At 71.2% G+C, this 20,513-nt stretch carries 18 protein-coding genes; 12 read left to right on the forward strand and 6 right to left on the reverse strand.

From position 1 onward, the window contains the following. Positions 1-8: 8 nt before the first annotated feature. Positions 9-410 (reverse strand): DUF6542 domain-containing protein, encoded by a 402-nt coding sequence (locus tag ACQEV2_RS27655; protein WP_433046970.1) that lies wholly within the window; start codon positions 408-410, stop codon positions 9-11. Positions 411-963: 553 nt separating this feature from the next. Here ACQEV2_RS27655 and ychF point away from each other — a divergent pair. Continuing rightward, positions 964-2,052 carry a redox-regulated ATPase YchF gene (gene ychF / locus ACQEV2_RS27660; RefSeq protein WP_433046973.1) on the forward strand — a complete coding sequence of 363 codons (1,089 nt, stop codon included), beginning with the start codon at positions 964-966 and terminating at the stop codon, positions 2,050-2,052. Between the two features lie 148 nt (positions 2,053-2,200). On the opposite strand, the gene ACQEV2_RS27665 is transcribed toward ychF, so the two are convergent. Continuing rightward, positions 2,201-3,037 carry a DUF2182 domain-containing protein gene (locus tag ACQEV2_RS27665; protein WP_433046976.1) on the reverse strand — a complete coding sequence of 279 codons (837 nt, stop codon included), beginning with the start codon at positions 3,035-3,037 and terminating at the stop codon, positions 2,201-2,203. A gap of 339 nt (positions 3,038-3,376) precedes the next feature. Here ACQEV2_RS27665 and ACQEV2_RS27670 point away from each other — a divergent pair, with 339 nt between their 5' ends. Further along, a complete protein-coding gene (locus ACQEV2_RS27670; protein WP_433046979.1) occupies positions 3,377-4,033 on the forward strand; it encodes a DUF1326 domain-containing protein in 657 nt (218 codons plus the stop codon). Positions 4,034-4,095: 62 nt separating this feature from the next. Here the strand turns inward: ACQEV2_RS27670 and ACQEV2_RS27675 are convergent, their stop codons facing one another. Next, the gene (locus ACQEV2_RS27675) at positions 4,096-4,998 is read right to left on the reverse strand and encodes a LysR family transcriptional regulator (protein ID WP_433046982.1); all 903 of its coding nucleotides are present in this window, start codon (positions 4,996-4,998) and stop codon (positions 4,096-4,098) included. Positions 4,999-5,144: 146 nt separating this feature from the next. Between ACQEV2_RS27675 and ACQEV2_RS27680 the strand changes: the two genes are divergently transcribed. From ACQEV2_RS27680 to ACQEV2_RS27715, 8 genes are all read left to right on the forward strand, one after another. Continuing rightward, positions 5,145-5,975 (forward strand): oxidoreductase, encoded by an 831-nt coding sequence (locus ACQEV2_RS27680; protein ID WP_433046985.1) that lies wholly within the window; start codon positions 5,145-5,147, stop codon positions 5,973-5,975. Positions 5,976-6,237: 262 nt separating this feature from the next. Then, on the forward strand, positions 6,238-7,815 hold the full coding sequence (locus tag ACQEV2_RS27685; protein WP_433046988.1) for a S8 family peptidase: 1,578 nt from the start codon (positions 6,238-6,240) through the stop codon (positions 7,813-7,815). 657 nt (positions 7,816-8,472) lie between these two features. After that, entirely contained in the window at positions 8,473-9,783 is a 1,311-nt protein-coding gene (locus tag ACQEV2_RS27690; protein WP_433046991.1) for a DUF4190 domain-containing protein, read from the forward strand. 113 nt (positions 9,784-9,896) lie between these two features. Continuing rightward, a complete protein-coding gene (locus ACQEV2_RS27695) occupies positions 9,897-10,649 on the forward strand; it encodes a GntR family transcriptional regulator (protein WP_433046994.1) in 753 nt (250 codons plus the stop codon). A 352-nt stretch (positions 10,650-11,001) separates the two neighbouring features. Further along, complete coding sequence (locus ACQEV2_RS27700; RefSeq protein WP_433046997.1) at positions 11,002-11,193, forward strand: SPOR domain-containing protein; 192 nt, start codon at positions 11,002-11,004, stop codon at positions 11,191-11,193. A gap of 104 nt (positions 11,194-11,297) precedes the next feature. Next, on the forward strand, positions 11,298-11,690 hold the full coding sequence (locus ACQEV2_RS27705; protein ID WP_433047000.1) for a (deoxy)nucleoside triphosphate pyrophosphohydrolase: 393 nt from the start codon (positions 11,298-11,300) through the stop codon (positions 11,688-11,690). A gap of 192 nt (positions 11,691-11,882) precedes the next feature. Beyond that, positions 11,883-12,347: an ATP-binding protein gene (locus ACQEV2_RS27710; protein WP_433047003.1), complete on the forward strand. Its 465-nt coding sequence runs from the start codon at positions 11,883-11,885 to the stop codon at positions 12,345-12,347. A gap of 295 nt (positions 12,348-12,642) precedes the next feature. Then, entirely contained in the window at positions 12,643-15,336 is a 2,694-nt protein-coding gene (locus ACQEV2_RS27715) for a SpoIIE family protein phosphatase (RefSeq protein ID WP_433047006.1), read from the forward strand. A gap of 251 nt (positions 15,337-15,587) precedes the next feature. Here the strand turns inward: ACQEV2_RS27715 and ACQEV2_RS27720 are convergent, their stop codons facing one another. Continuing rightward, positions 15,588-17,264, reverse strand: coding sequence for a hypothetical protein (locus ACQEV2_RS27720; RefSeq protein ID WP_433047009.1), 1,677 nt, complete (start codon positions 17,262-17,264; stop codon positions 15,588-15,590). A 99-nt stretch (positions 17,265-17,363) separates the two neighbouring features. On the opposite strand from ACQEV2_RS27720, the gene ACQEV2_RS27725 reads away from it, so the two are divergent. Together ACQEV2_RS27725 and ACQEV2_RS27730 are read left to right on the forward strand one after the other, a co-directional pair. Next, positions 17,364-17,501, forward strand: a complete 138-nt coding sequence (locus ACQEV2_RS27725; RefSeq protein ID WP_433047012.1) for a hypothetical protein — start codon at positions 17,364-17,366, stop codon at positions 17,499-17,501. Between the two features lie 5 nt (positions 17,502-17,506). Next, positions 17,507-17,818: a hypothetical protein gene (locus ACQEV2_RS27730; RefSeq protein WP_433047015.1), complete on the forward strand. Its 312-nt coding sequence runs from the start codon at positions 17,507-17,509 to the stop codon at positions 17,816-17,818. On the opposite strand, the gene ACQEV2_RS27735 is transcribed toward ACQEV2_RS27730, so the two are convergent. Both ACQEV2_RS27735 and ACQEV2_RS27740 read right to left on the reverse strand, forming a co-directional pair. Next, positions 17,799-18,569: a succinate dehydrogenase/fumarate reductase iron-sulfur subunit gene (locus ACQEV2_RS27735; protein ID WP_433047018.1), complete on the reverse strand. Its 771-nt coding sequence runs from the start codon at positions 18,567-18,569 to the stop codon at positions 17,799-17,801. The two genes, ACQEV2_RS27730 and ACQEV2_RS27735, sit on opposite strands and share 20 nt — an antisense overlap. Further along, complete coding sequence (locus tag ACQEV2_RS27740; protein ID WP_433047021.1) at positions 18,566-20,509, reverse strand: fumarate reductase/succinate dehydrogenase flavoprotein subunit; 1,944 nt, start codon at positions 20,507-20,509, stop codon at positions 18,566-18,568. The genes ACQEV2_RS27735 and ACQEV2_RS27740 overlap by 4 nt, the downstream gene beginning before the upstream one ends. Between the last annotated feature and the right edge of the window lie 4 nt (positions 20,510-20,513).

Consider the following 20,513-nt stretch of genomic DNA (forward strand, 5'->3'; position numbering starts at 1 on the left):
GCCGACGGTCACGGCGACCGGCGGCGGGCCGCCGCCCTGCGGGCCAGCACGCGGACCTTTCGGACGGTCACGATGAGACCGGCGACCAGCGTCCCCCCGTACAGCCACCCGGCCTGCGTGGCGAGGGCGGTGAAGAGCCCCATCAGGTGACCGCCGATTCCCCCGCCGTTGTCGGCCACCGGAACCAGCCCCACGGCGAATGCGATCGGTACGACCACCGGCGCCGTCAGCAGGTCGCCCCTGCGCACCCACAACGCGGTCAGCACACACACCGGCAGGAACAGCACGCTGTACACCGTGAGTGACGCGTCGAACAGCAGCGCGTCGAGGTAGCCGAGCAGGATCATCACGGCACAGCAGAAGAGGCCGCCGCCCAGGCCGGTGAGCCGGGGATTGGGGAACCGGGCCACCGCCTGCGGCGGCGGGGGCGGTCCGGGGCGTCGTACGGCTGCTGCTGCCGCGGGGGCCGATCCCGGGCGGCGCTGGGGCCCGGGCCGGGTGGAGCGGACGGGCCGGTCGGACCGGGCGGCCCGGGCGGCGCGGCTGGACCGAGCGGACCGGCCGGCCCCGGCCGACCGAGCGGAACCGTTCCCTTCCCCCGCGAACCCCCCTTCCCGCCTCACCGATCTCTCCCCACCCCGTGCGTATCCGTCCTCACCCCGCGCCGCCTGCGGCGGCAACGGCGGTGACGTACCGCGTCGCGATTCGTACCGGCCACCCCGCGCCCTGTGTTGTTCCACTGGACCAACTTAGGTCGGCTTATGTGTCGAATCGGCCCTCAGACACGCCTGGGAGCGGACCTTGGCCACGTGTTCGACATGACGCCGGGGCCGGGCCCGGCACGCCGTAGACTGGTGGATCGGCCCGTGCATCTGCATCGAAGATCGATCTGCATCGAAGATCGAAGAAGGACCGGGCCCCAGCCCAGCCCCTGAAGTCCTCTCACGTACGGGAAGTCGCAACGTGTCGCTCACGATCGGAATCGTCGGTCTGCCGAATGTCGGCAAGTCGACCCTGTTCAACGCCCTGACCAAGAACGACGTGCTGGCGGCCAACTACCCGTTCGCCACGATCGAGCCGAACGTCGGCGTCGTCGGCGTCCCGGACGCGCGCCTGGCGAAGCTGGCCGAGATTTTTTCCTCCCAGCGGATCCTCCCGGCGACCGTCGACTTCGTCGACATCGCGGGCATCGTGCGCGGCGCGTCCGAGGGCGAGGGCCTGGGCAACAAGTTCCTCGCGAACATCCGTGAGTCCGACGCGATCTGCCAGGTCATCCGCGCCTTCAAGGACGAGAACGTCGTCCACGTCGACGGCAAGGTCTCGCCGAAGGACGACATCGAGACGATCAATACCGAGCTGATCCTCGCCGACCTCCAGACCATCGAGAAGGTTCTGCCCCGCCTCCAGAAGGAGTCGCGGATCAAGAAGGACATCGCGCCGAAGGTCAAGGCCGTCGAGGAGGCCAAGGAGATCCTGGAGAAGGGCGACACGCTCTTCGCGCACGGCATCGTCCAGGGCACCGAGCGCAACGAGCTCCTGCACGACCTGCACCTCCTCACCACCAAGCCCTTCCTCTACGTCTTCAACGTCGACGAGGACGAGCTGGTCGACGAGGACTTCAAGAACGAGCAGCGCGCCCTGGTCGCCCCCGCCGAGGCGATCTTCCTCAACGCCAAGCTGGAGGCCGACCTCGCCGAGCTCGACGAGGACGAGGCCCTCGAACTCCTCCAGTCCGTCGGCCAGGACGAGCCGGGCCTCGCCACCCTCGCCCGCGTCGGCTTCAACACCCTCGGCCTGCAGACCTACCTGACGGCCGGCCCCAAGGAATCCCGCGCCTGGACCATCAAGAAGGGCGCCACCGCCCCCGAGGCCGCCGGCGTCATCCACACCGACTTCCAGAAGGGCTTCATCAAGGCCGAGGTCATCTCCTTCGCCGACCTGGTGGAAACCGGCTCGGTCGCCGAGGCCCGCGCGAAGGGGAAGGCGCGGATGGAGGGCAAGGACTATGTGATGCAGGACGGGGACGTCGTGGAGTTCCGCTTCAACGTGTGAGCGGATGAAACAACACCACGTCGCTGATCTGGCAAGCATGCGGCTCAGCAGGGGTCGGCTCTTTCGGGAGCCGACCCCTTCGTCATACCCCTGCTGGATGGGTCTGGGTTGCCGCTCCTGTGCAGCAAGGCGTGAGCGAGGTCGTGGGTCACATGCCGTCCATCGACGGCATCGAGTCCCGCAGACCCGGCAGCAGCCAGTCCTGGGACAGGGCGAGTACGGCCAGGACGAGGAACACGGGGCCCACGACGCGGGAGAGCAACGGCCCGCGGAACCACAGTTTCTCGACGAAGATCAGCACGGCCAGCCCCGCCATGGCCGCCACGTTCATCACACCGAGCGGGATCAGGACGATCATGAGCCCGGCGCAGCAGCCGACGCAGTAGGCGCCGTGATGGAGTCCCACCCTCAGGTCGCGGGCCGGGTGCCGGAAGCCGGCGTAGCGCATCAGGTGGCTCATGGGGGCGCGGCAGTGCCGCAGGCACACGTTCTTGAGGGGACCGAGCTGATACAGCCCGGCGAGCAGGAACGCGGTGAAGCCGATCCAGCGCCCGGCGGTCGGGTGATCGGCCACCAGATCGCCGGTGAGGGTGAGGGCCGCGTAGGCCAGCGCCCCGAAGGCCGTCCACACCATCAGGTATCCGCCGACGAACTCGGCGGTGCGCGCCGCCCGGGTCCAGCCGGAGGACCGGCGGCCGATTCCCCGCACCCAGGTGATGGCCACCGGCGCCATGGACGGCAGCATCATGGCCGCCATCATCGTCACCCACAGCAGCAGGAACAGGGGCAGCGCCATCCCCATCGTGCCGGGCTCGACCCCCATGTCCCGGGCCTGGCCGATGGTGAGCGCCCACGCGGGCACCGCGATCAGGACGATGAGGAGCCAGGCGGAGGCAAGGTCCCGCTTCGGCAGCAACCCACCGCCGGCTCCGGTCGGCGCAGGCGACCGGGTGGGCGCGGGCTCGAAGGGCCGGGAGATACGCATCGGCATGGCCTCCTGCGGACACTTCCAGGAGAGCACGCCTCAATCCGGCGCGCGACATCGACCCTGACAGGCCCTGACATCGGCCCTGGCGCCTCCTCACCGGCGAGAACCCGCTGCACGATGCACCCGGGCTCGCCGCTCCGCTTCCTGAGCCAATCCAGCTGACCCGCTTCCCCGGCCGCCCCGGTGCCGCAGCTGACCCGCTTCCCCAGCGGCGCGGTTACCCTTCCGGCCGGTCGGGCGCAAACTGGAAGGGAGTCCTCGCGATCCCGAGAGCGCCCCGGGACGTGGTCTCGGCACTCCGAACGAGCCTCCGGGCCCGGAAGGAGGGAAGCAAAGATGACAGAGCAGGTGACCACCGGGACGCGCTGGCATCTGGCCGGCGACTGGTTCGACGTCTGCAAGTGCGCCATACCGTGCCCGTGCACGTTCGCCCAGCCTCCCACCTACGGTGACTGCGAAGGCGTGCTGGTCTGGCACATCCGAGAGGGCAACTTCGGCGACGTGAGGCTCGACGATCTCAACGTCCTCATGCTCGCATCCTTCACCGGTAACGTCTGGGCCGGCGAGCACACGGACCCGTACGCCGCGGTCTTCCTCGACGAGCGCGCGGACCAGCGGCAACGCGATGCGCTCGGGGCGATCTTCGGCGGCGCGGCGGGTGGATGGCCCGCCCAGTTCGGTGAGGTCTTCGGCGCTGAGATGCGGGGCATGGACACCGCCCCCATCCAGGTGGAGATCGACGAGGACCTCGGGACCTGGCGTGCCGAGATACCCGGACGCGTGGCGGCAAGCGCCGAGGCCCTCACCGGGCCGACGACTCCGGAGGGCGTACGGGTACAGGTGCACGGCGCGCCCGGCGCGGAGGTGGGACCGGGGCAGGTCGCGACCTGGGGACGGGCCACGACCGACCGTGTGGACGCGTTCGGCTTCTCCTGGGAACGCTCGGGAAAGTCGAGCAAACACTTCCCCTTCGACTGGAACGGCCCGGACTGAGCACTCGGCAGAGGCATTGATCACTCAGCAGAGTCATTGAGCGCTCAGCAGAGCCCGGTCAGTCAGCCGCCGCCGACCCTTCGGCACGCCTCCGCATACGCCCGCACCAGCGGCCGCGCCTCGTCCTCCTTGCGCCACGCCAGCGCGTAACGGCTCGGCGAGATGCCTCGCACCGGGCGGGTCAGCACCCCGCCCAGGCTGATCAGTGGGGCGTTGCCCGTCGCCACCAGGCAGATCCCGAGGCCGGCGACCAGCGCCTCGTACGTCTCCTCCGTGCTCGCGATCTCCGCCCCGATCCGCGGCGGCCGGCCTCCCCGCTCCTCCAGCGCCAGCCAGTAGTCGCGCAACGGCCCCGCACTCGCCGGCAGGGCGAGGAACGGCTCGTCGAGCAGGGCCGTGAAGTCGATCTCCGAGCGGGAGGCCAGGGGGTGGGCGTCCGGGAGAGCGACCAGGCGCGGCTCCTCCGCCACCACCGTCCACGCGTAGCGGTCGGCGTCAGGGAGGGGCAGCCAGACGAAGGCCACGTCCGAGTCGCCGTCCGCCAGGCCCGCCGTCGGGTCCTCCCAGCTCACCTGGCGCAGACGCAGGACCGTGTCCGGGTGTGCGGCGGTGAAGCGGGAGCGGATCGCCGGGAGCAGGCCGCCGCGGCCCGGGCTGGTGCTCATGCCGACCACCAGCGTGCCGCGCGCCGCGGCCCGGGCCGCCTCCAGCGCCGCCGTCCCCTCGGACCAGGCGTCCAGCACCCGCCGGGCATGCGGCAGCAGCGCCGCCCCGGCCTCGGTGAGCGCGACGCCCCGCGGATCACGGCGGAACAGCTCCACGCCCAACTGCCGCTCCAGCGCCCGTACTTGCTTGCTGAGCGCGGGCTGCGAGACGTAGAGCCGTTCGGCCGCACGGGTGAAGTGCAGTTCCTCGGCCACCGTCAGGAAGTAGCGCAGATCGCGCACATGAACGTCCATCGGCATAACCATCGGTTATCAGCGTGGGTCTTGGACGCGCAACCGGCAGGGGCAGCAGGCTTGTTCCTGCGCGACCACACGAAGACGAGCACGCGAAGACGAGCACGCAAGACGAGCACGTGCATACGAGCCCACGCATACGAGGAGCTGTCATGAACAAGGTTTGGCTGATCACCGGCGCGAGCAGCGGCTTCGGGCGGGCCATCGCGGAGGCGGCGCTCGCCGAGGGTGACGTGGTGGTGGGGGCGGTACGGCGGCCCGAGGGGCTGGACGATCTCGTGGCCGCCCACCCCGATCAGGTGGAGGCGCTGCGGCTGGACGTCGGCGAGACGGGGGCTGCCGAGGCCGCCGTACGGGATGTGATCGCTAGGCACGGACGGATCGACGTGCTGGTCAACAACGCGGGCCGCACCCATGTGGGCGCCTTCGAGGAGACAACCGAGGACGAGCTGCGCAAGCTGTTCGATGTGCATGTCTTCGGGCCCGCCGCCCTCACGCGTGCTGTGCTGCCGCACATGCGTGAGCGGCGGGCCGGAGCCATCGTGCAGATGAGCAGCATGGGCGGGCAGATGTCCTTCGCGGGCTTCTCGGCGTACAGCGCCACCAAGTTCGCGCTGGAGGGCATGTCCGAAGGGCTCGCGGACGAGGTCGCCGAGTTCGGCGTCAAGGTGCTGATCGTCGAGCCGGGTTCCTTCCGTACGTCGCTGTTCGAGACCGGGCGGGCGGGGGCCAGCACGGACAGTGGCCTGTACCCCAAGGTGAGCCAGACCCGCGACTTCGTCTCCGGCGGCGACGGCACCCAGCCCGGCGACCCGGCCAAGGCGGCGGCCCTCATCCTGGCCGCCCTGGAGGCCGACCGCACCCCGCTGCGACTCCCGCTCGGCGACGACGGCGTCACCGCGGTCCTCGGCCACCTCGACCAGGTCCGCGAGGACATCGCCGCGTGGGAGAAGAGCGCGCGGGCGACGGCCTTCGACGACTGAGGCCGCGGCTGAAAAAGAGGTTGGGGGCGCGGAAGCCGCCCCCTACCGTTTCTCTTCCCGGTACCGCTCCGCGTAAGCGAGTTGGCCACCAACCCCGGCAAGGCGGCGTGTGCGGAGTTCGCCGTGCAGGGCCCTTGTGCAATTCCTGTGGAGGCCTCAATCTTTCGGCTGACACACAGGAGCGGCACAGGGAATTGACATGCCCCTGTCCACTTCGGTGTCACCCCCACAAGCGCACCACCAATCGAGGAGGACCCCTCAGATGGCAGTGATGCGTAACTCCCGCAGAGACACCCGGCGAAGACTTGCCGTCCTCAGCGCGGTGGCCACCACGGCGCTCGCCGCGGGCCTCGTCTCCGCTCTCCCCGCCGCGGCCGCTCCCGAGGGCCGTATCCAGTACGCGGGTGCGGCCAACGCCGTGGCCGACAGCTACATCGTGACCCTCAAGGCGGACCACGCCCGTTCGGGCTCCACGGCGGGGCGCGCCCTCGTCGAGAAGTACGGCGCCGACATCGAGCGGACGTACAGGAAGGCCCTCAACGGCTACGCGATCGAGGCCTCCGAGGCCGAGGCGAAGCGGCTCGCCGCCGACCCGGCGGTCGCCTCCGTGGTCCAGAACCGCACGTTCAGCATCGACGCGACCCAGACCAACCCGCCCTCCTGGGGCCTGGACCGCATCGACCAGAAGAACCTCCCCCTGAACAGCTCGTACACGTACCCGGACTCGGCCGGGCAGGGCGTGACGGCGTACGTCATCGACACCGGCGTCCGCATCACCCACAGCGACTTCGGCGGCCGGGCCTCCTACGGCTACGACGCCATCGACAACGACAACACCGCCCAGGACGGCCACGGCCACGGCACACACGTGGCGGGCACGGTCGCCGGATCGTCGTACGGCGTCGCCAAGAAGGCGAAGATCGTCGGCGTCCGCGTCCTGAACAACTCCGGCCAGGGCACCACCGACCAGGTCGTCGCCGGTATCGACTGGGTCGCCCGGAACGCGGTCAAGCCGGCCGTCGCCAACATGTCCCTCGGCGGCGGCGCCGACACCGCCCTCGACACGGCCGTACGCAACGCCATAGCCTCCGGCGTCACCTTCGCCGTCGCGGCGGGCAACGAGTCGACCAACGCCTCCACAAGGTCCCCCGCACGCGTCACCGAAGCCATCACGGTCGGCGCGACAACCAGCTCCGACGCCAAGGCGAGCTACTCCAACTACGGATCGGTCCTGGACCTCTTCGCGCCGGGCTCGTCCATCACGTCGGCCTGGAACTCGAGCGACTCGGCGACCAACACCATCTCCGGTACGTCGATGGCGACCCCGCACGTCGCGGGCGCCGCCGCGCTCCACCTGGCCGCCAACCCCTCGGCCACTCCGGCCCAGGTCGCCTCGGCCCTGACGTCCGCCGCCACCACCGGCGTCGTCACCAGCCCCGGCACGGGCTCGCCCAACCGCCTCCTCTACGTCGGCGGCGGCACGACCACCCCGCCCGGCCCGCGCTTCGAGAACACCGGTGACTACGCGATCGCCGACAACTCCACGGTCGAGTCCCCGGTGACGGTCTCCGGCGTCTCCGGCAACGCGCCCTCGGCCCTCGCGGTCGAGGTCCACATCGTCCACACGTACATCGGCGACCTCCAGGTCCAGCTGATAGCCCCCGACGGCACGGCGTACACACTCAAGTCGTACGGCACGGGCGGCAGTTCGGACAACATCAACACCACGTACTCGGTGAACGCCTCCTCGGAGGCGGCCAACGGCACGTGGAAGCTGCGCGTGAGCGACAACGCGAACTACGACACCGGGCGGATAGACGCCTGGGCACTGCAGTTCTGACCCTCACTCAATAACCGGCGGCCCCTCCGCCGCCCCCTCACCCTCGTCCTCGCGGAACGGCTCCGGATCCCGTGACCCAGCCGACCGCGAGGACGAGCCGTGTGGGGGCGCAGCCCGGCGCTGGCGGGGTGCCGCTGCGCCCACCCGTGCCGCCCCAGCGGCACGACTGCCCGCAGCGGGGTCGGCATGACGGCCCGCAGCTACGCAGGCTGTGGCGGACCGTGGCTGGGTGGGCGTGGCGGCGCGCAGCTGCGCGGGCTGCTGCGGCCGTGAGGCGGTGGCGCGTACCCCTACGGGCCCGCGGTCGCGTACGGCGGGAAGGGGACGTGTCGGGGGTGTCCGCCCGCAGTGGCCGGCGTCAACACGCGGTTCCTCCTGGCCTAAGTCCAGCCGCCGGTCCGAGGACGGACACCCCCCGGCGCGGCCCCGACCCACAACGCACCCGTAGGCGCTACGCGAACCCCCACCGAACCCGCGCAGGCCGCCGCAGGCATCCCGCCCAACCGCCGGAGGCCGCCGCATCAACGCGCACCCCCACCGCCCGCACCCCACCGCCCCGCACCCCGCCCAGCGCCCGCCGCTTCGGCTTACCATTCGCGCAGTCGTACCCCAGTTCCACCACCCGGCCCCGCCGCCCGACCCAGGAGCACGGTACTCGTGTCCATACCTCCGCCCCCTGGACCCCAGCACCCCCAAGGGTCCCCGGAGCAGCCCCAAGGGCCGTACACGCAGGGCCAGTACCCGCCGCCGTCGCCGTACCCGTACGGCGTCCCGGGCGCTCCCGGCCTCCCCACCGCCCAGGGACCGTACGCGAACCACCCCTACGGCCCGTACAGCCCGTATGGCCCGCACAGCCCCTTCGGCTCCCAGGCGGCCGTCAACGGCGTCGCCATCAGCGCCCTGGTCCTCGGCATCCTGTGCTTCCTGCCCGCCGTGGGACTCGTGCTCGGCCTGATCGCGCTGGCGCAGATCAAGAAGAAGGGCGAGCGCGGCAAAGGCATGGCGATCGCCGGTTCCGTGCTGTCCGGCGTCGGCCTCGCCCTCTGGACGCTCGCGCTCACCACAGGCGCCGCATCCGACTTCTGGGACGGCTTCAAGGGCGCCGCGAGCGGCGAGGGCACCGCCTACGCGCTCGCCAAGGGCGACTGCTTCGACTCGGCGACCGGCAACCTGGAGGGCGAGGCGTACGACGTCGACGAGGTGCCGTGCTCCGGCAGCCACGACGGCGAGGTCTTCGCGGTCGTCACGCTGCCGGGCGGCGCCTTCCCCGGCGACGACGAGGTCACCCGGATCGCCGACGACAAGTGCTACACGCTCTCCGACGACTACGCCATGGACACCTGGGCCCTCCCTGACGACGCGGACGTCTACTACTTCATCCCGTCCCGTCAGAGCTGGCGCTTCGGCGACCGCGAGATCACCTGCCTGTTCGGCAGCACAGAAGAGAACGGCAAGCTGACCGGCTCACTGCGCAGCGACGCGACCACGCTCGACGCGGACCAGATCGCCTTCCTCTCCGCGACCAACGCCGTCGACATGGCGCTGTACGAGGAGCCCGAGGACCTGCCCGAGGACGACCTGGCGGCGAACCAGGCCTGGGCGAAGGACGTCCACGCGGCGCTCGGCGAGCAGATCGCGGCGCTGCGCGGCCACACCTGGTCGAAGACCGCCGCCCGGCCGGTCACCGAACTGGTCGCGGAGATGGAGGCCGCCCGCAAGGAGTGGGCTCTGGCGGCGAAGACCGGCGACCCGGACGTGTTCTACGCGCACTACGACGAGGCGTACGCGTACGTCGACGGCCCCACGACCGTCACCGCACGCAAGGCCCTGGGCCTGGACACCACCCTCCCGACGTACGAGGACGACTCGAACGACTCGGGCAGCGGCGGCGGAAGCGTGTCGGCCGTGTCAGAACTGTGTGAGTGGATGTGTGATCGCGGCTATAGCGGGGAGAAAGCGCCTGCGTAAAGCCCTACCCGGGCACAAGTCATCACATCGAGTGATTCTCTGGCCTTTGCTTGCATGGGACAACCCACGGTTGCCACGCTGTTGCTGTCTGTACAACCTGATGGGAGCGGCCAGTGACTTTCGGTGAGCAGCCGGCGTACCTGCGCGTCGCGGGTGATCTCCGCAAGAAGATCGTCAACGGTTCGCTGCCACCGCACACCCGCCTCCCGTCCCAGGCCAGGATCCGCGAGGAGTACGGCGTCTCGGACACCGTCGCGCTGGAGGCGCGCAAGGTACTGATGGCCGAGGGCCTGGTCGAGGGCCGCTCCGGCTCCGGGACATACGTCCGTGAGCGTCCCGTGCCCCGCCGGATCGCCCGCTCCGGCTTCCGCCCGCCGAGCGGTGCCACGCCCTTCCGCCAGGAGCAGGCCGACGGCGAGGCCCGCGGGACCTGGGAGTCCAGCAGCGAGCAGGCCGAGGCGAGCGTCGCCGTCGCCGAGCGGCTCGCCATCCGGCCCGGCGACCGCGTCATGTGTACGCGGTACGTCTTCCGGGACGCCGGCGAGGCGATGATGCTCTCCACCTCCTGGGAACCCCTCGCTGTCACCGGCCGTACGCCGGTGATGCTGCCCGAGGAGGGCCCGCTCGGCGGCATGGGCGTCGTCGAGCGCATGGCTGCCATCGACGTGGTCGTGGACAACGTGACGGAGGAGGTGGGTGCGCGCCCCGGCCTGGCGGAGGAACTCCTGGCGCTGGGCGGCGTCCCCGGCCATGTGGTCCTCGTCATCCAGCGCACCTACTACGCGTCCGGCCGCCCCGTGGAGACGGCGGACGTGGTGATCCCGGCGGACCGCTACCGGGTCGCGTACCACCTCCCCGTGAAGTAGCGCACACCTTTGGTGAAGTAGCGCCCACTTTCACGGCCGTTACCCCCGCCAGAACCCCAACTCCCGCCCCTCCCACCGCCGTTGGAATCTGGCCGTTTTCGCAGGTCGTAGCGGGCGTTCCCGGCATGCCTGTGACCGGATGCATCGACGTCTGCGCACGGCGCATTCGATGACGTGCGCCCCCTGCGACTTGGCTGGTTGCGTACCTCTTTGTGAAAAGCCGTATTCGCTGCGTAAAGGTTAGGCGTAGGCTCGGGCATATGCGGATTGCGGTTTCCTTAGCGGGCGGGGCACGGCACAGGCCGCGGGTCGGACTCGGGCGGTCCTGGGCGGGAAGGAGCAGGGAGGCGCGATGAACGACAGCACGATCACTCTTCCTTGGCTCGTCATCCGGCAGGACGACAACGGCAATCGCTACCGCGTGGGCCGGTACGCGACACGGGCGGAGGCCCAGAAGATCGCGGACAGTCTGGATAACCGGGGACACAAGCAGCTGTACTGGGTGGAGCGCATCGCTCAGAACGGAAACAGCGCCGACGGCTGACGAAGACGACGGCTGACGAATGCGACGGCTGACGAAGACGCAGTCGGCGAAGTCGACAGCCGGCGAATCCGCGCCCGCGTCGCCGCTCCCGTAGGCTCCGGCGCATGACGGAACGGATCGTGGTCGGTGCCGCGCTGCTGGAAGCGGGCCGCCTGCTCGCGGCGCGCCGCAGCGCCCCTGAGGACCTGGCCGGGCGCTGGGAGTTGCCCGGGGGAAAGGTCGAGCCCGGGGAAGCCCCCGAGGCGGCGCTGGTGCGCGAGCTGCGGGAGGAACTCGGCGTCGATGCCGAGGTGATCGAGCGGGTGCCGGGGGAGTGGCCGTTGAAACCCCCTTACGTCCTCCAGGTGTGGACCGTCCGACTTCTCCCCGGGGCGGGGGAGCCCAAGCCGCTGCAGGACCATGATGCGCTGCGCTGGCTGAGCCCAGGAGAACTGTGGGACGTCGACTGGCTGGACCAGGACGTGCCGGCGGTGCGAGAGGTGGCGCGGCAGCTGTGAGGCCGAACCGCCGGATGCGCTGAGGCCGGTACGCGCCCTGCTGCGGTGGCCGGTACGCGCCCTGCGGCTGGGGCCCGTACGCGCCCCCCGGCTATGGCCGGTACGCATCTCCGGCCTGAGGTCGGTGCACAGCCCCGAACGAGGCGGGTACCCGCCTCGCATGAGGTCGGTACCGGCCCCTGAATATCGGGTATGTGCCTATTAACCCCAAGAAACCGGACATGGGCGAACCCGCTGGCCTGGGAAGTGATCGGCGTGATCGACACCCATGGCGACTGCGCCGAGTGGAGCTTTCCCGCAGAGCCGGGCGCAGTGCGCGCCGCGCGTGCCGCCGTCCGAGGCCGCCTGCGCGACTGGGGCCTGGACAGCCTCGCCGACATCGCCGCGCTGTTGGTCAGTGAGCTGGTCACCAACTCCCTCCGGCACGCCACGGGCCCCATCGGCGTACGCCTGGTCCGTCCCGTCACCCTCGGCGGCGTCCTCCTGGTCGAGGTCTCCGACCCCCTCCCCGACCCGCCCCGCGAACGCATCGCCCACCTCGAGGACGAAAGCGGCCGCGGACTCCAGCTCGTGGCGCACTCCTCGCGCCGCTGGGGAACCCGGCCGGGCCGGAGCAGGGGCAAGACGGTGTGGTTCGAGCTCGCGGTGCCGGAGTGACCTCCCGCGACTCCGGGCCCTGTACAACCCGTCAGTAGGCGCCCACGCCGCTGTACGTCCGCCCCTGCCCTGTCGAGCGACTGGTTCAGGCCAGTGGCAGGTGGCCCGCCGCGTGATTCGACTGCGTGTCCGCTGGTTAGAAGTCTGGAAGTGTTTCCGCAGCCCGGACCGAAAACCATCGGGATCGTGCTGTGATCGTGAACACCGTGTTGTGCGGGGCCGTAGTGCTGGATACTGCGGGCAGCCGCCGCCGGTGACCGGTGCCGGACGCGGTGAGCTGGAGGGGACGGTTCGCGTGAGCGAGATACCAGCGAAGGCCACGGAGTCCGAGGACCCGTCGGAGGGCGCGAGGACGAGGGCCGCGGGAGAGCGGCCGGCCTACGACGCACAGGCCTCCGAAGCCACACAGGACTCCATAACCACAACTGCCTCTCAAGCCTCACCAGATACACAGGCCTCCGGCGATGCCCGTCCCGGCGACGCCGTCTGGCAGAGCAGCCCGCCCGGCTCGATCTACGACTACATCAAGGTCGCGTCCTTCTCCATCGGCCCCGACGGACTGGTCGACCAGTGGAGCCTGCGCGCCGAGCAGCTCTTCGGCATCCCGGCCGAGCGTGCCGTCGGTTCGGACCCCATAGAGACGTTCATCGACCCCGACCTGCGCGACCAGGGTCAGCGCAAGATGGCCGAGATCCTGGACGGACGGGAGTGGACCGGGGTCGTCCCCTTCCGGACGCCGGACGACGGCGACGGAGGGCGCGGCAAGGACGGTCTCGCCGAGGTGTACGTCATGCCGACGCGGACGGAGGACGGCGAGAAGGCCGCCGTCTGCATCGTCGTCGACGTCCGCACCCTGCGCCGTATGGAGACCGACCTGGCCGCCTCGCAGTCGATTTTCGGTCAATCTCCGTTCGGGTTCGTGCTGATCGACCCCGACCTGAAGGTCCGCCGCGTCAACCACCGGTTCGCCTCCCTCTTCGGCGGCGCACCGGACGAACACCGGGGCCGCGGCGTCCACGACTATCTGCCCCGCCCGGAGGCCGACCGGGTCGCGGCCACCCTGCGCCGGGTCCTGGAGAGCGGCGACTCCATCACGGACATGCACGTCACGGGCTTTCTGCCCGGCTCCGACGAGCGTCGCCACTGGTCCATCAACCTCTACCGGGTGCACAGCGGCAGCGGCCGTCCCATCGGCATCGCCTGGCTCGGAACCGACATCACCGCCCGTCGCGCCGCCGCCCGCGAGGCGGCCGCCGCCCGGCGCAATCTCGCCCTGCTGAACGAGGCCGGTGCCCGGATCGGCAACTCCCTGGACCTGGAGACCACGGCCCGCGAACTCCTGGACGTCGTGGTGCCCGGCTTCTGCGACCTGGCCACGGTCGACCTCTACCAGGGCCTGCTGGCCGGCGACGAGACCCCGCCCGGCCTCGCCGACGGCAGCGCGGAGCTGCGCCGCGTCGCCTTCGCCAGCGCGGTCTCCGACGCGCCCTTCACCGGCTCCGGCGCCCCCGTCGCGGTCGGCGCCGTCCACCACTACCCCTTCAACTCGCCCTGCGCGGACGCCCTGCGCACCGCACGGCCGCAGCATGTGCCCGGCGAGGAGGGCGGCCTCGTGCAGTCCACGCTCGCCGTGCCGATGGTCGCCCACGACACGGTCGTAGGACTGGCGCAGTTCGCGCGTACGAAGGGCAGCGAGCCGTTCGGCGACCGGGACCGCGACCTCGCGGTGGAGCTGGCCGCGCGGGCGGCGGTGTGCATCGACAACGCCCGCCTGTACCGGCGCGAGCACGAGCGGGCGCTGATACTGCAGCGGTCCCTGCTGCCGCCGGGGGACCCGGTCGCGTCCGGCCTGGACATCGCGTGCCGTTATCTGCCGGGCAACTCCTCCTCCGACCGGCCCAGCGAGGTGGGCGGCGACTGGTTCGACGTCATCGAACTTCCCGGTCACCGCACGGCGTTGGTCGTCGGGGACGTCATGGGCCGGGGGTTGCGCGCGGCCGTTGCGATGGGCGAACTGCGTTCGGCGGTACGAACGCTGGCGTTGCTGGACCTCGAACCGGCCGAAGTCCTCTCGGCGCTGGACGAGATCGCGCGCGGCCTGGGCGCGCCCGGGGGTGTCCAGCAGGCCACGCGTGCGGCCCGCCGGCCCCGTGAGGCGGACCTGTCCGAGGTGTACCTGGCGACGTGCGTGTACGCGGTCTACGACTCGGTCACGCGCCGCTGCACCTTCGCGAACGCCGGCCACCTCCCACCGGTTCTGGTCGAGCCCGGCGAGGCGGCGCTGATGCTGGACGTGCCGCCGGGGATGCCGCTGGGCGTGGGAGGGGAGCCGTTCGAGGAGGTGGAGGTCGAGCTGCCGGAGGGTGCGCTGCTGGCGCTCTACACGGATGGACTGGTCGAGTCCCGCGACCACCCGCTGGACGAGGGCCTCCAGGCCTTCGTCGGCGCACTGACCGATCCCACGCGCCCCCTGGAGGACGTCTGCGACCACGTACTCAACACCCTCGACAGTCACCACGGCGAGGACGACATCGCGTTGTTGATGGCCCGTGTCCAGGGTCTGCCCGCGGAGTCGGTCGGCGACTGGACGCTTCCGCGTGAGCCGCGCAGTGTGGGGCGGGCCCGTGAGTACGCTCGCGGGCAGCTGCTGTCGTGGGACCTGGAGCCTCTCGTCGACACCACCGAACTGCTGGTCAGCGAGCTGGTCACCAACGCCCTTCGTTACGGGGAGGGTGAGATCAGGCTCCGGCTGTTGCTGGACCGCACGCTGGTGTGCGAGGTGTGGGACTCCGGGCTGGTGCAGCCGCGGCGGCGGCGGGCGCGGGACACGGACGAGGGGGGCCGGGGGCTGCAGCTCGTCGGACTCCTCAGTGCGGCGTGGGGGTCGCGGCGGACGCCGCGCGGCAAGACGGTGTGGTTCGAACTGCCGTTGCCGGATGGGGAAAACGGGCTCGCGGATCCGGCGGAGGCGCTGCTGAGCCTGTTCTGAGGCCTCGGCTTCGCCTTCGGCCGGGTTTGGTTCCCACCCGCACTGCCCGTGTGGTTTTCGTCGTTGGGTGCGGGTGGCTCTTGTGGGGCGGACTCGCTGTCGGCGGGTGCGGGTGGGTTGTCGGGGTTGAGTTCCCCCGGCACTGCCCGTGTGGTTTTCGTCGTCGGGTGCGGGTGGCCCCCGTAGTGCCGTCTCGCCGTCGGCGGCCGCAGTTCGCTCGGGGCGCGGTGGGGCGGCGTTTGCCGGCCCCCTCACGCAGGCGCCGTCCCTCCGCGGCGGCCCCGGGTGCGGGGTCCGCCGAAGCTCGCGGGTGGGCCGGCGTCCGGGTCCCCGCCCAGCAGGACGCCGCCGAGGACCGCGCCGGCGAGGCCGTCGGCGTCCTCGGTGGGGCCGTCGATGGGGTGGCCGTGCATGCGTGCGTCCTGTTCGGCCAGCTCGCGGGCCTGCTGGGCCAGGGTGTCGGCCGTGAGGAGGTCGGCGAGCTCCCGGCGCGGGTCCCGGCCGGGCGGTGCGGGCGGCGGGGACGTGAGCAGGCGCCGGGCCTCCGCCAGCCGGGTGCGGGCCTCGTGGGCCACCGCGGCCCGGTGCGTCGCGATCACGTCGTCCGCGGCGGCGACGGCACTGCGCGCGCACACCAGCGCGGCGACCGGAAGCACGCCGGCCCGCCCCGCGACGACGGGCCCGACGCCCCGCACGATCCGCCGCAGCAGGTCGAGGGGGTCGTACGGCCCGGCGGTCCGGTCTTCTCGTACGACGGCCAGGACGACGTCGGCATGGGCCACACGGGCCCGCAGCTCACCGGGAGGGACGTCCGCGTGCGCGACTCCGGTCCCCGCCAAGGACTCCCGCGCGCCGGCGATCTCGACCTCCCCGCCGGTCAGCGCGGCCGGAACCATCGCCGCCGCCGTGGCGAGCTCCCCGGCGAGCCGGTCGATGCCGTCGATGAAGACGGCGGCCTGGGCGATGGCGCCCTCGGCGGACCGCAGCCGGCCCGCGGCCCGCTCGATGTCGCCCAAGTCGGCGCTCTGGCGGGCCTGGTTGAGGCGGGCCGTGGCGAACACCAGCCGGTCCTTGGCCTGCTCGACGTGGCCCACGACGGCGGCGACGGCCGAGGGGGCGTACCGCTCACCGAGCTCGCGTACGGCCGCGTCGGCACCGCCGGTCCGCCCGGCCAGCTCCCGGAACCGGGCCTCCGCGACGGCCAACGCCTCGCCCAGCCCCCCGCCGAGGCCCTCCTCCAGCCCGCGCAGCTGGTCGAACGCGGCGGCCTGCGCATCCAGCAACCGCCCCGCCTCCTCGGCCCGCCCGACGATCCCCGCCAGCACATGCCGCCGAGCCGCGTCCTCCCCCGGAACTCCGCCCTCGTACTGCCACCGCATCCGAAACGCGACCGCCAGCTCGGCCTCGGCGTCCCGCAGCACCCGTGCGAACGGTTCCACGTCCGCCGCCCCGAGCGAGGCATCCGGACGGACGCCCACGACCCCGACCCGCCCCTGGACGAACCCGAGCTCCTCCCGGCTGACCCGCACCCAGTCATCGGCCTCGACCAGCAAGGCCCGTGCCCGCTCGTCGAGTTCCCCCATCTGCGGCTCGGCGACCTGAACCGGCGCGCCACCGGGTGTCGTACGCCCGCGTGCACGCCGCCTCCGCCGCAGGAACCCGAACCCCGCGAGCACGACCACCACGACCACGGCCAGCATCGGCATCACCAGATCGGCAGCGGACGTCTCCCCGACCTCCCCCTGACCCACCGCCCCGGCAACGGGCCGCTCCGCCCCGCCCGCAACCGGCCCTCCACCGCCGACCGCCATCCCGGGCAACACCAACCACGCCACCCCGATCAGCCCACCCACCAGGGCATGCCCGACCCGCACCGATATGTGCGAGGCAGCACGCCGCGGCCGGCCCCGGATCAAGGATGACGTCACATTTCGGAGCGTATGAGCAGGAAAGCGGCCGCGCGAGCGGGGTGCGTCCGGGCTGGGGCGGACCCCGGGTGGGGCGGGGGAGGAGGGGGTACGAAGACGGTGCCGAGGAGCTCAGCGCACCTCGACCTCGTCGCCGGCCCGCTCTGGCTGCTCGACGGGGACTTCCCCTTTACGGAATCCATGCGCGGTATCGCGGAACACAACCTGGTGCAGGCCCTGCGCCTGGTGGGACGATGATCGCCATGCACATCTACTTGGTGGTGGCGGCGGCGCTGTCCCTGGGCCTGCTCGGGGTGCTCGGCATCGTGACCATCACGACCGGCTGGGTCGTGCCGTTCGGCCGCGCCAGGGTGCTGCGGCCGACGCTGTGGGGGTACGGCTCGCTGGTGAGCGCCGTCGGTGGGGCGGTGTTCGTCTTCCTGGGTCCGCTCGCCGAGACGTACGGCCCCCTGCCCTGGGCCGGCTGGTTCGTCATGATGGCGGGCCTGGGCCTGCAGATGCTGGCCCAGCGCCCCGGCCGTGGCGCTACGAACGCTACGAAGACCGCCTCCTGATCTTCGACCCCAGCCACACCAACGGGTCGTACTTGCGGTCGACCGCCCGTTCCTTCAAGGGAATCAGCGCATTGTCCGTGATCTTGATGCCCTCGGGGCAGACCTCCGTGCAGCACTTGGTGATGTTGCAGTAGCCGAGACCGTGCTCGTCCTGGGCGGTCTTCTTGCGGTCCAAGCCGGTCTCGCTCGCCGCGTCCAGCGGGTGCATGTCGAGCTCCGCGACCCGCATCAGGAAGCGCGGCCCCGCGAACGCCGTCTTGTTCTCCTCGTGGTCGCGGACCACATGGCAGGTGTCCTGGCACAGGAAGCACTCGATGCACTTGCGGAACTCCTGCGAGCGGTCCACGTCCTCCTGCATCATCCGGTACTCGCCGGGGCCGAGATCCGCGGGCGGCACGAAGGCCGGGACCTCGCGCGCCTTCGCGTAGTTGAAGCCCACGTCCGTGACGAGATCCCGGACCACCGGAAACGCCCGCAGCGGCGTGACGGTGATCGTCTCGTCCCGCTCGAACACCGACATCCGCGTCATGCACATCAGCCGCGGACGCCCGTTGATCTCCGCCGAGCACGAACCGCACTTGCCCGCCTTGCAGTTCCAGCGGACGGCCAGATCGGGGGCCTGGGTGGCCTGGAGGCGGTGGATGATGTCGAGGACCACCTCGCCGTCGTTCACCTCGACCTTGAAGTCCTCCAGGCCGCCGCCCTGCACATCGCCCCGCCACACCTTGAAGCGGGCCTCGTAGCTGCTCACTGGTACAGCTCCTCTTCGGCGAGGTACTTGACCAGCTCCTCCTTGTCGAACAGGGCGAGCAGGTCGGGGCGGACGGGGTCGGTGGTCTCGCGGACGAGGGTGATCTGGCCGCTCTCCGGGTCGGTGGCCGCGAGGCCGCCCGTCGGGTCGGCGAGGTGGCACAGCAGGTTGATGTTGCGCCACTTGCGGTCCATCGTCGGATGGTCCTCGCGGGTGTGGCCGCCCCGCGACTCCGTGCGCTCCAGCGCCGCCCGGGCCACGCACTCGCTGACCAGCAGCATGTTGCGCAGGTCGAGCGCGAGGTGCCAGCCGGGGTTGAACTGGCGGTGCCCCTCGACGCCGGCCCGGCGGGCCCGTACGCGCAGATCCGCGAGCTTCTCCAGCGCCTGCTCCATCTCGGCCTCGCGGCGGATGATGCCGACGAGGTCGTTCATCGTCTGCTGGAGCTCCTGGTGGAGGGTGTACGGGTTCTCCGGCGGGCGCCCGTCGTCCTCGCCCCCGACCGGGCCCTCCGCCGAGAACGGCCGTAGCGCCTCCGCGGCCGCCGTGTCGACCTCCAGGTCGCTGACCTCGGGGCGTTCGAAGGCCCGCGCGGCCGCGTACTCGGCGGCGTGCCAGCCCGCGCGGCGCCCGAACACCAGCAGGTCGGAGAGGGAATTGCCGCCGAGGCGGTTCGAGCCGTGCATCCCTCCGGCCACTTCACCGGCCGCGTAGAGGCCGGGTACGCCCCGTGCCGCCGCCGTGTCCGACTCGACCGCGATGCCGCCCATGACGTAGTGACAGGTCGGCCCGACCTCCATCGCCTCCGCCGTGATGTCCACGTCCGCCAGCTCCTTGAACTGGTGGTACATGGAGGGCAGCCGGCGCTTGATGACCTCCGCCGGCATACGGGTCGAGACGTCCAGGAACACGCCGCCGTGCGGGGAGCCCCGGCCCGCCTTCACCTCGGCGTTGATCGCCCGGGCGACCTCGTCACGAGGGAGCAGCTCGGGCGGCCGCCGGTTGTTGTCCGGGTCCTCGTACCAGCGGTCGCCCTCCTCCTCCGACTCGGCGTACTTCTCCTTGAAGACGTCGGGGATGTAGTCGAACATGAACCGCTTGCCCTCGGAGTTGCGCAGCACCCCTCCGTCGCCCCGCACCGACTCGGTGACCAGGATCCCCTTCACCGACGGCGGCCAGACCATGCCCGTCGGATGGAACTGCACGAACTCCATGTTCAGCAGGGGCGCCCCGGCGAGCAGCGCCAGCGCGTGGCCGTCGCCCGTGTACTCCCAGGAGTTCGACGTCACCTTGAAGGACTTGCCGATGCCGCCCGTCGCGATGACGACGGCGGGGGCTTCGAGGACGAAGAAGCGGCCCGTCTCGCGCTCGTACGCGAAGACCCCGGAGACCCGGCTGCCGTCCTTCAGGACCCGGGTGACGGTGCACTCCTGGAAGACCTTCAGCCGGGACTCGTAGTCCCCGGTCTCCTTCTTGTCCTCCTGCTGGAGCGCGACGATCTTCTGCTGGAGCGTGCGGATCAGCTCCAGGCCGGTGCGGTCGCCGACGTGCGCGAGGCGCGGGTACTCGTGGCCGCCGAAGTTGCGCTGCGAGATACGGCCGTCCTTCGTACGGTCGAACAGCGCGCCCCACGTCTCCAGCTCCCACACCCGGTCCGGCGCCTCGCGTGCGTGCAGCTCGGCCATCCGCCACTGGTTGAGGAACTTGCCGCCGCGCATGGTGTCGCGGAAGTGGACCTGCCAGTTGTCGTGCGGGTTGGCGTTGGCCATGGCCGCCGCGATGCCGCCCTCGGCCATCACCGTGTGCGCCTTGCCGAACAGCGACTTGCAGATCACGGCCGTACGGGCGCCTCGCTCGCGTGCCTCGATCGCCGCCCGGAGGCCCGCCCCGCCGGCGCCGACCACGACGACGTCCCACTCCTGCCGTTCGACCACGGACATCTGT

The sequence above is a fragment of the Streptomyces sp. CA-251387 genome, from assembly GCF_050936625.1.
GTDB lineage: Bacteria > Actinomycetota > Actinomycetes > Streptomycetales > Streptomycetaceae > Streptomyces.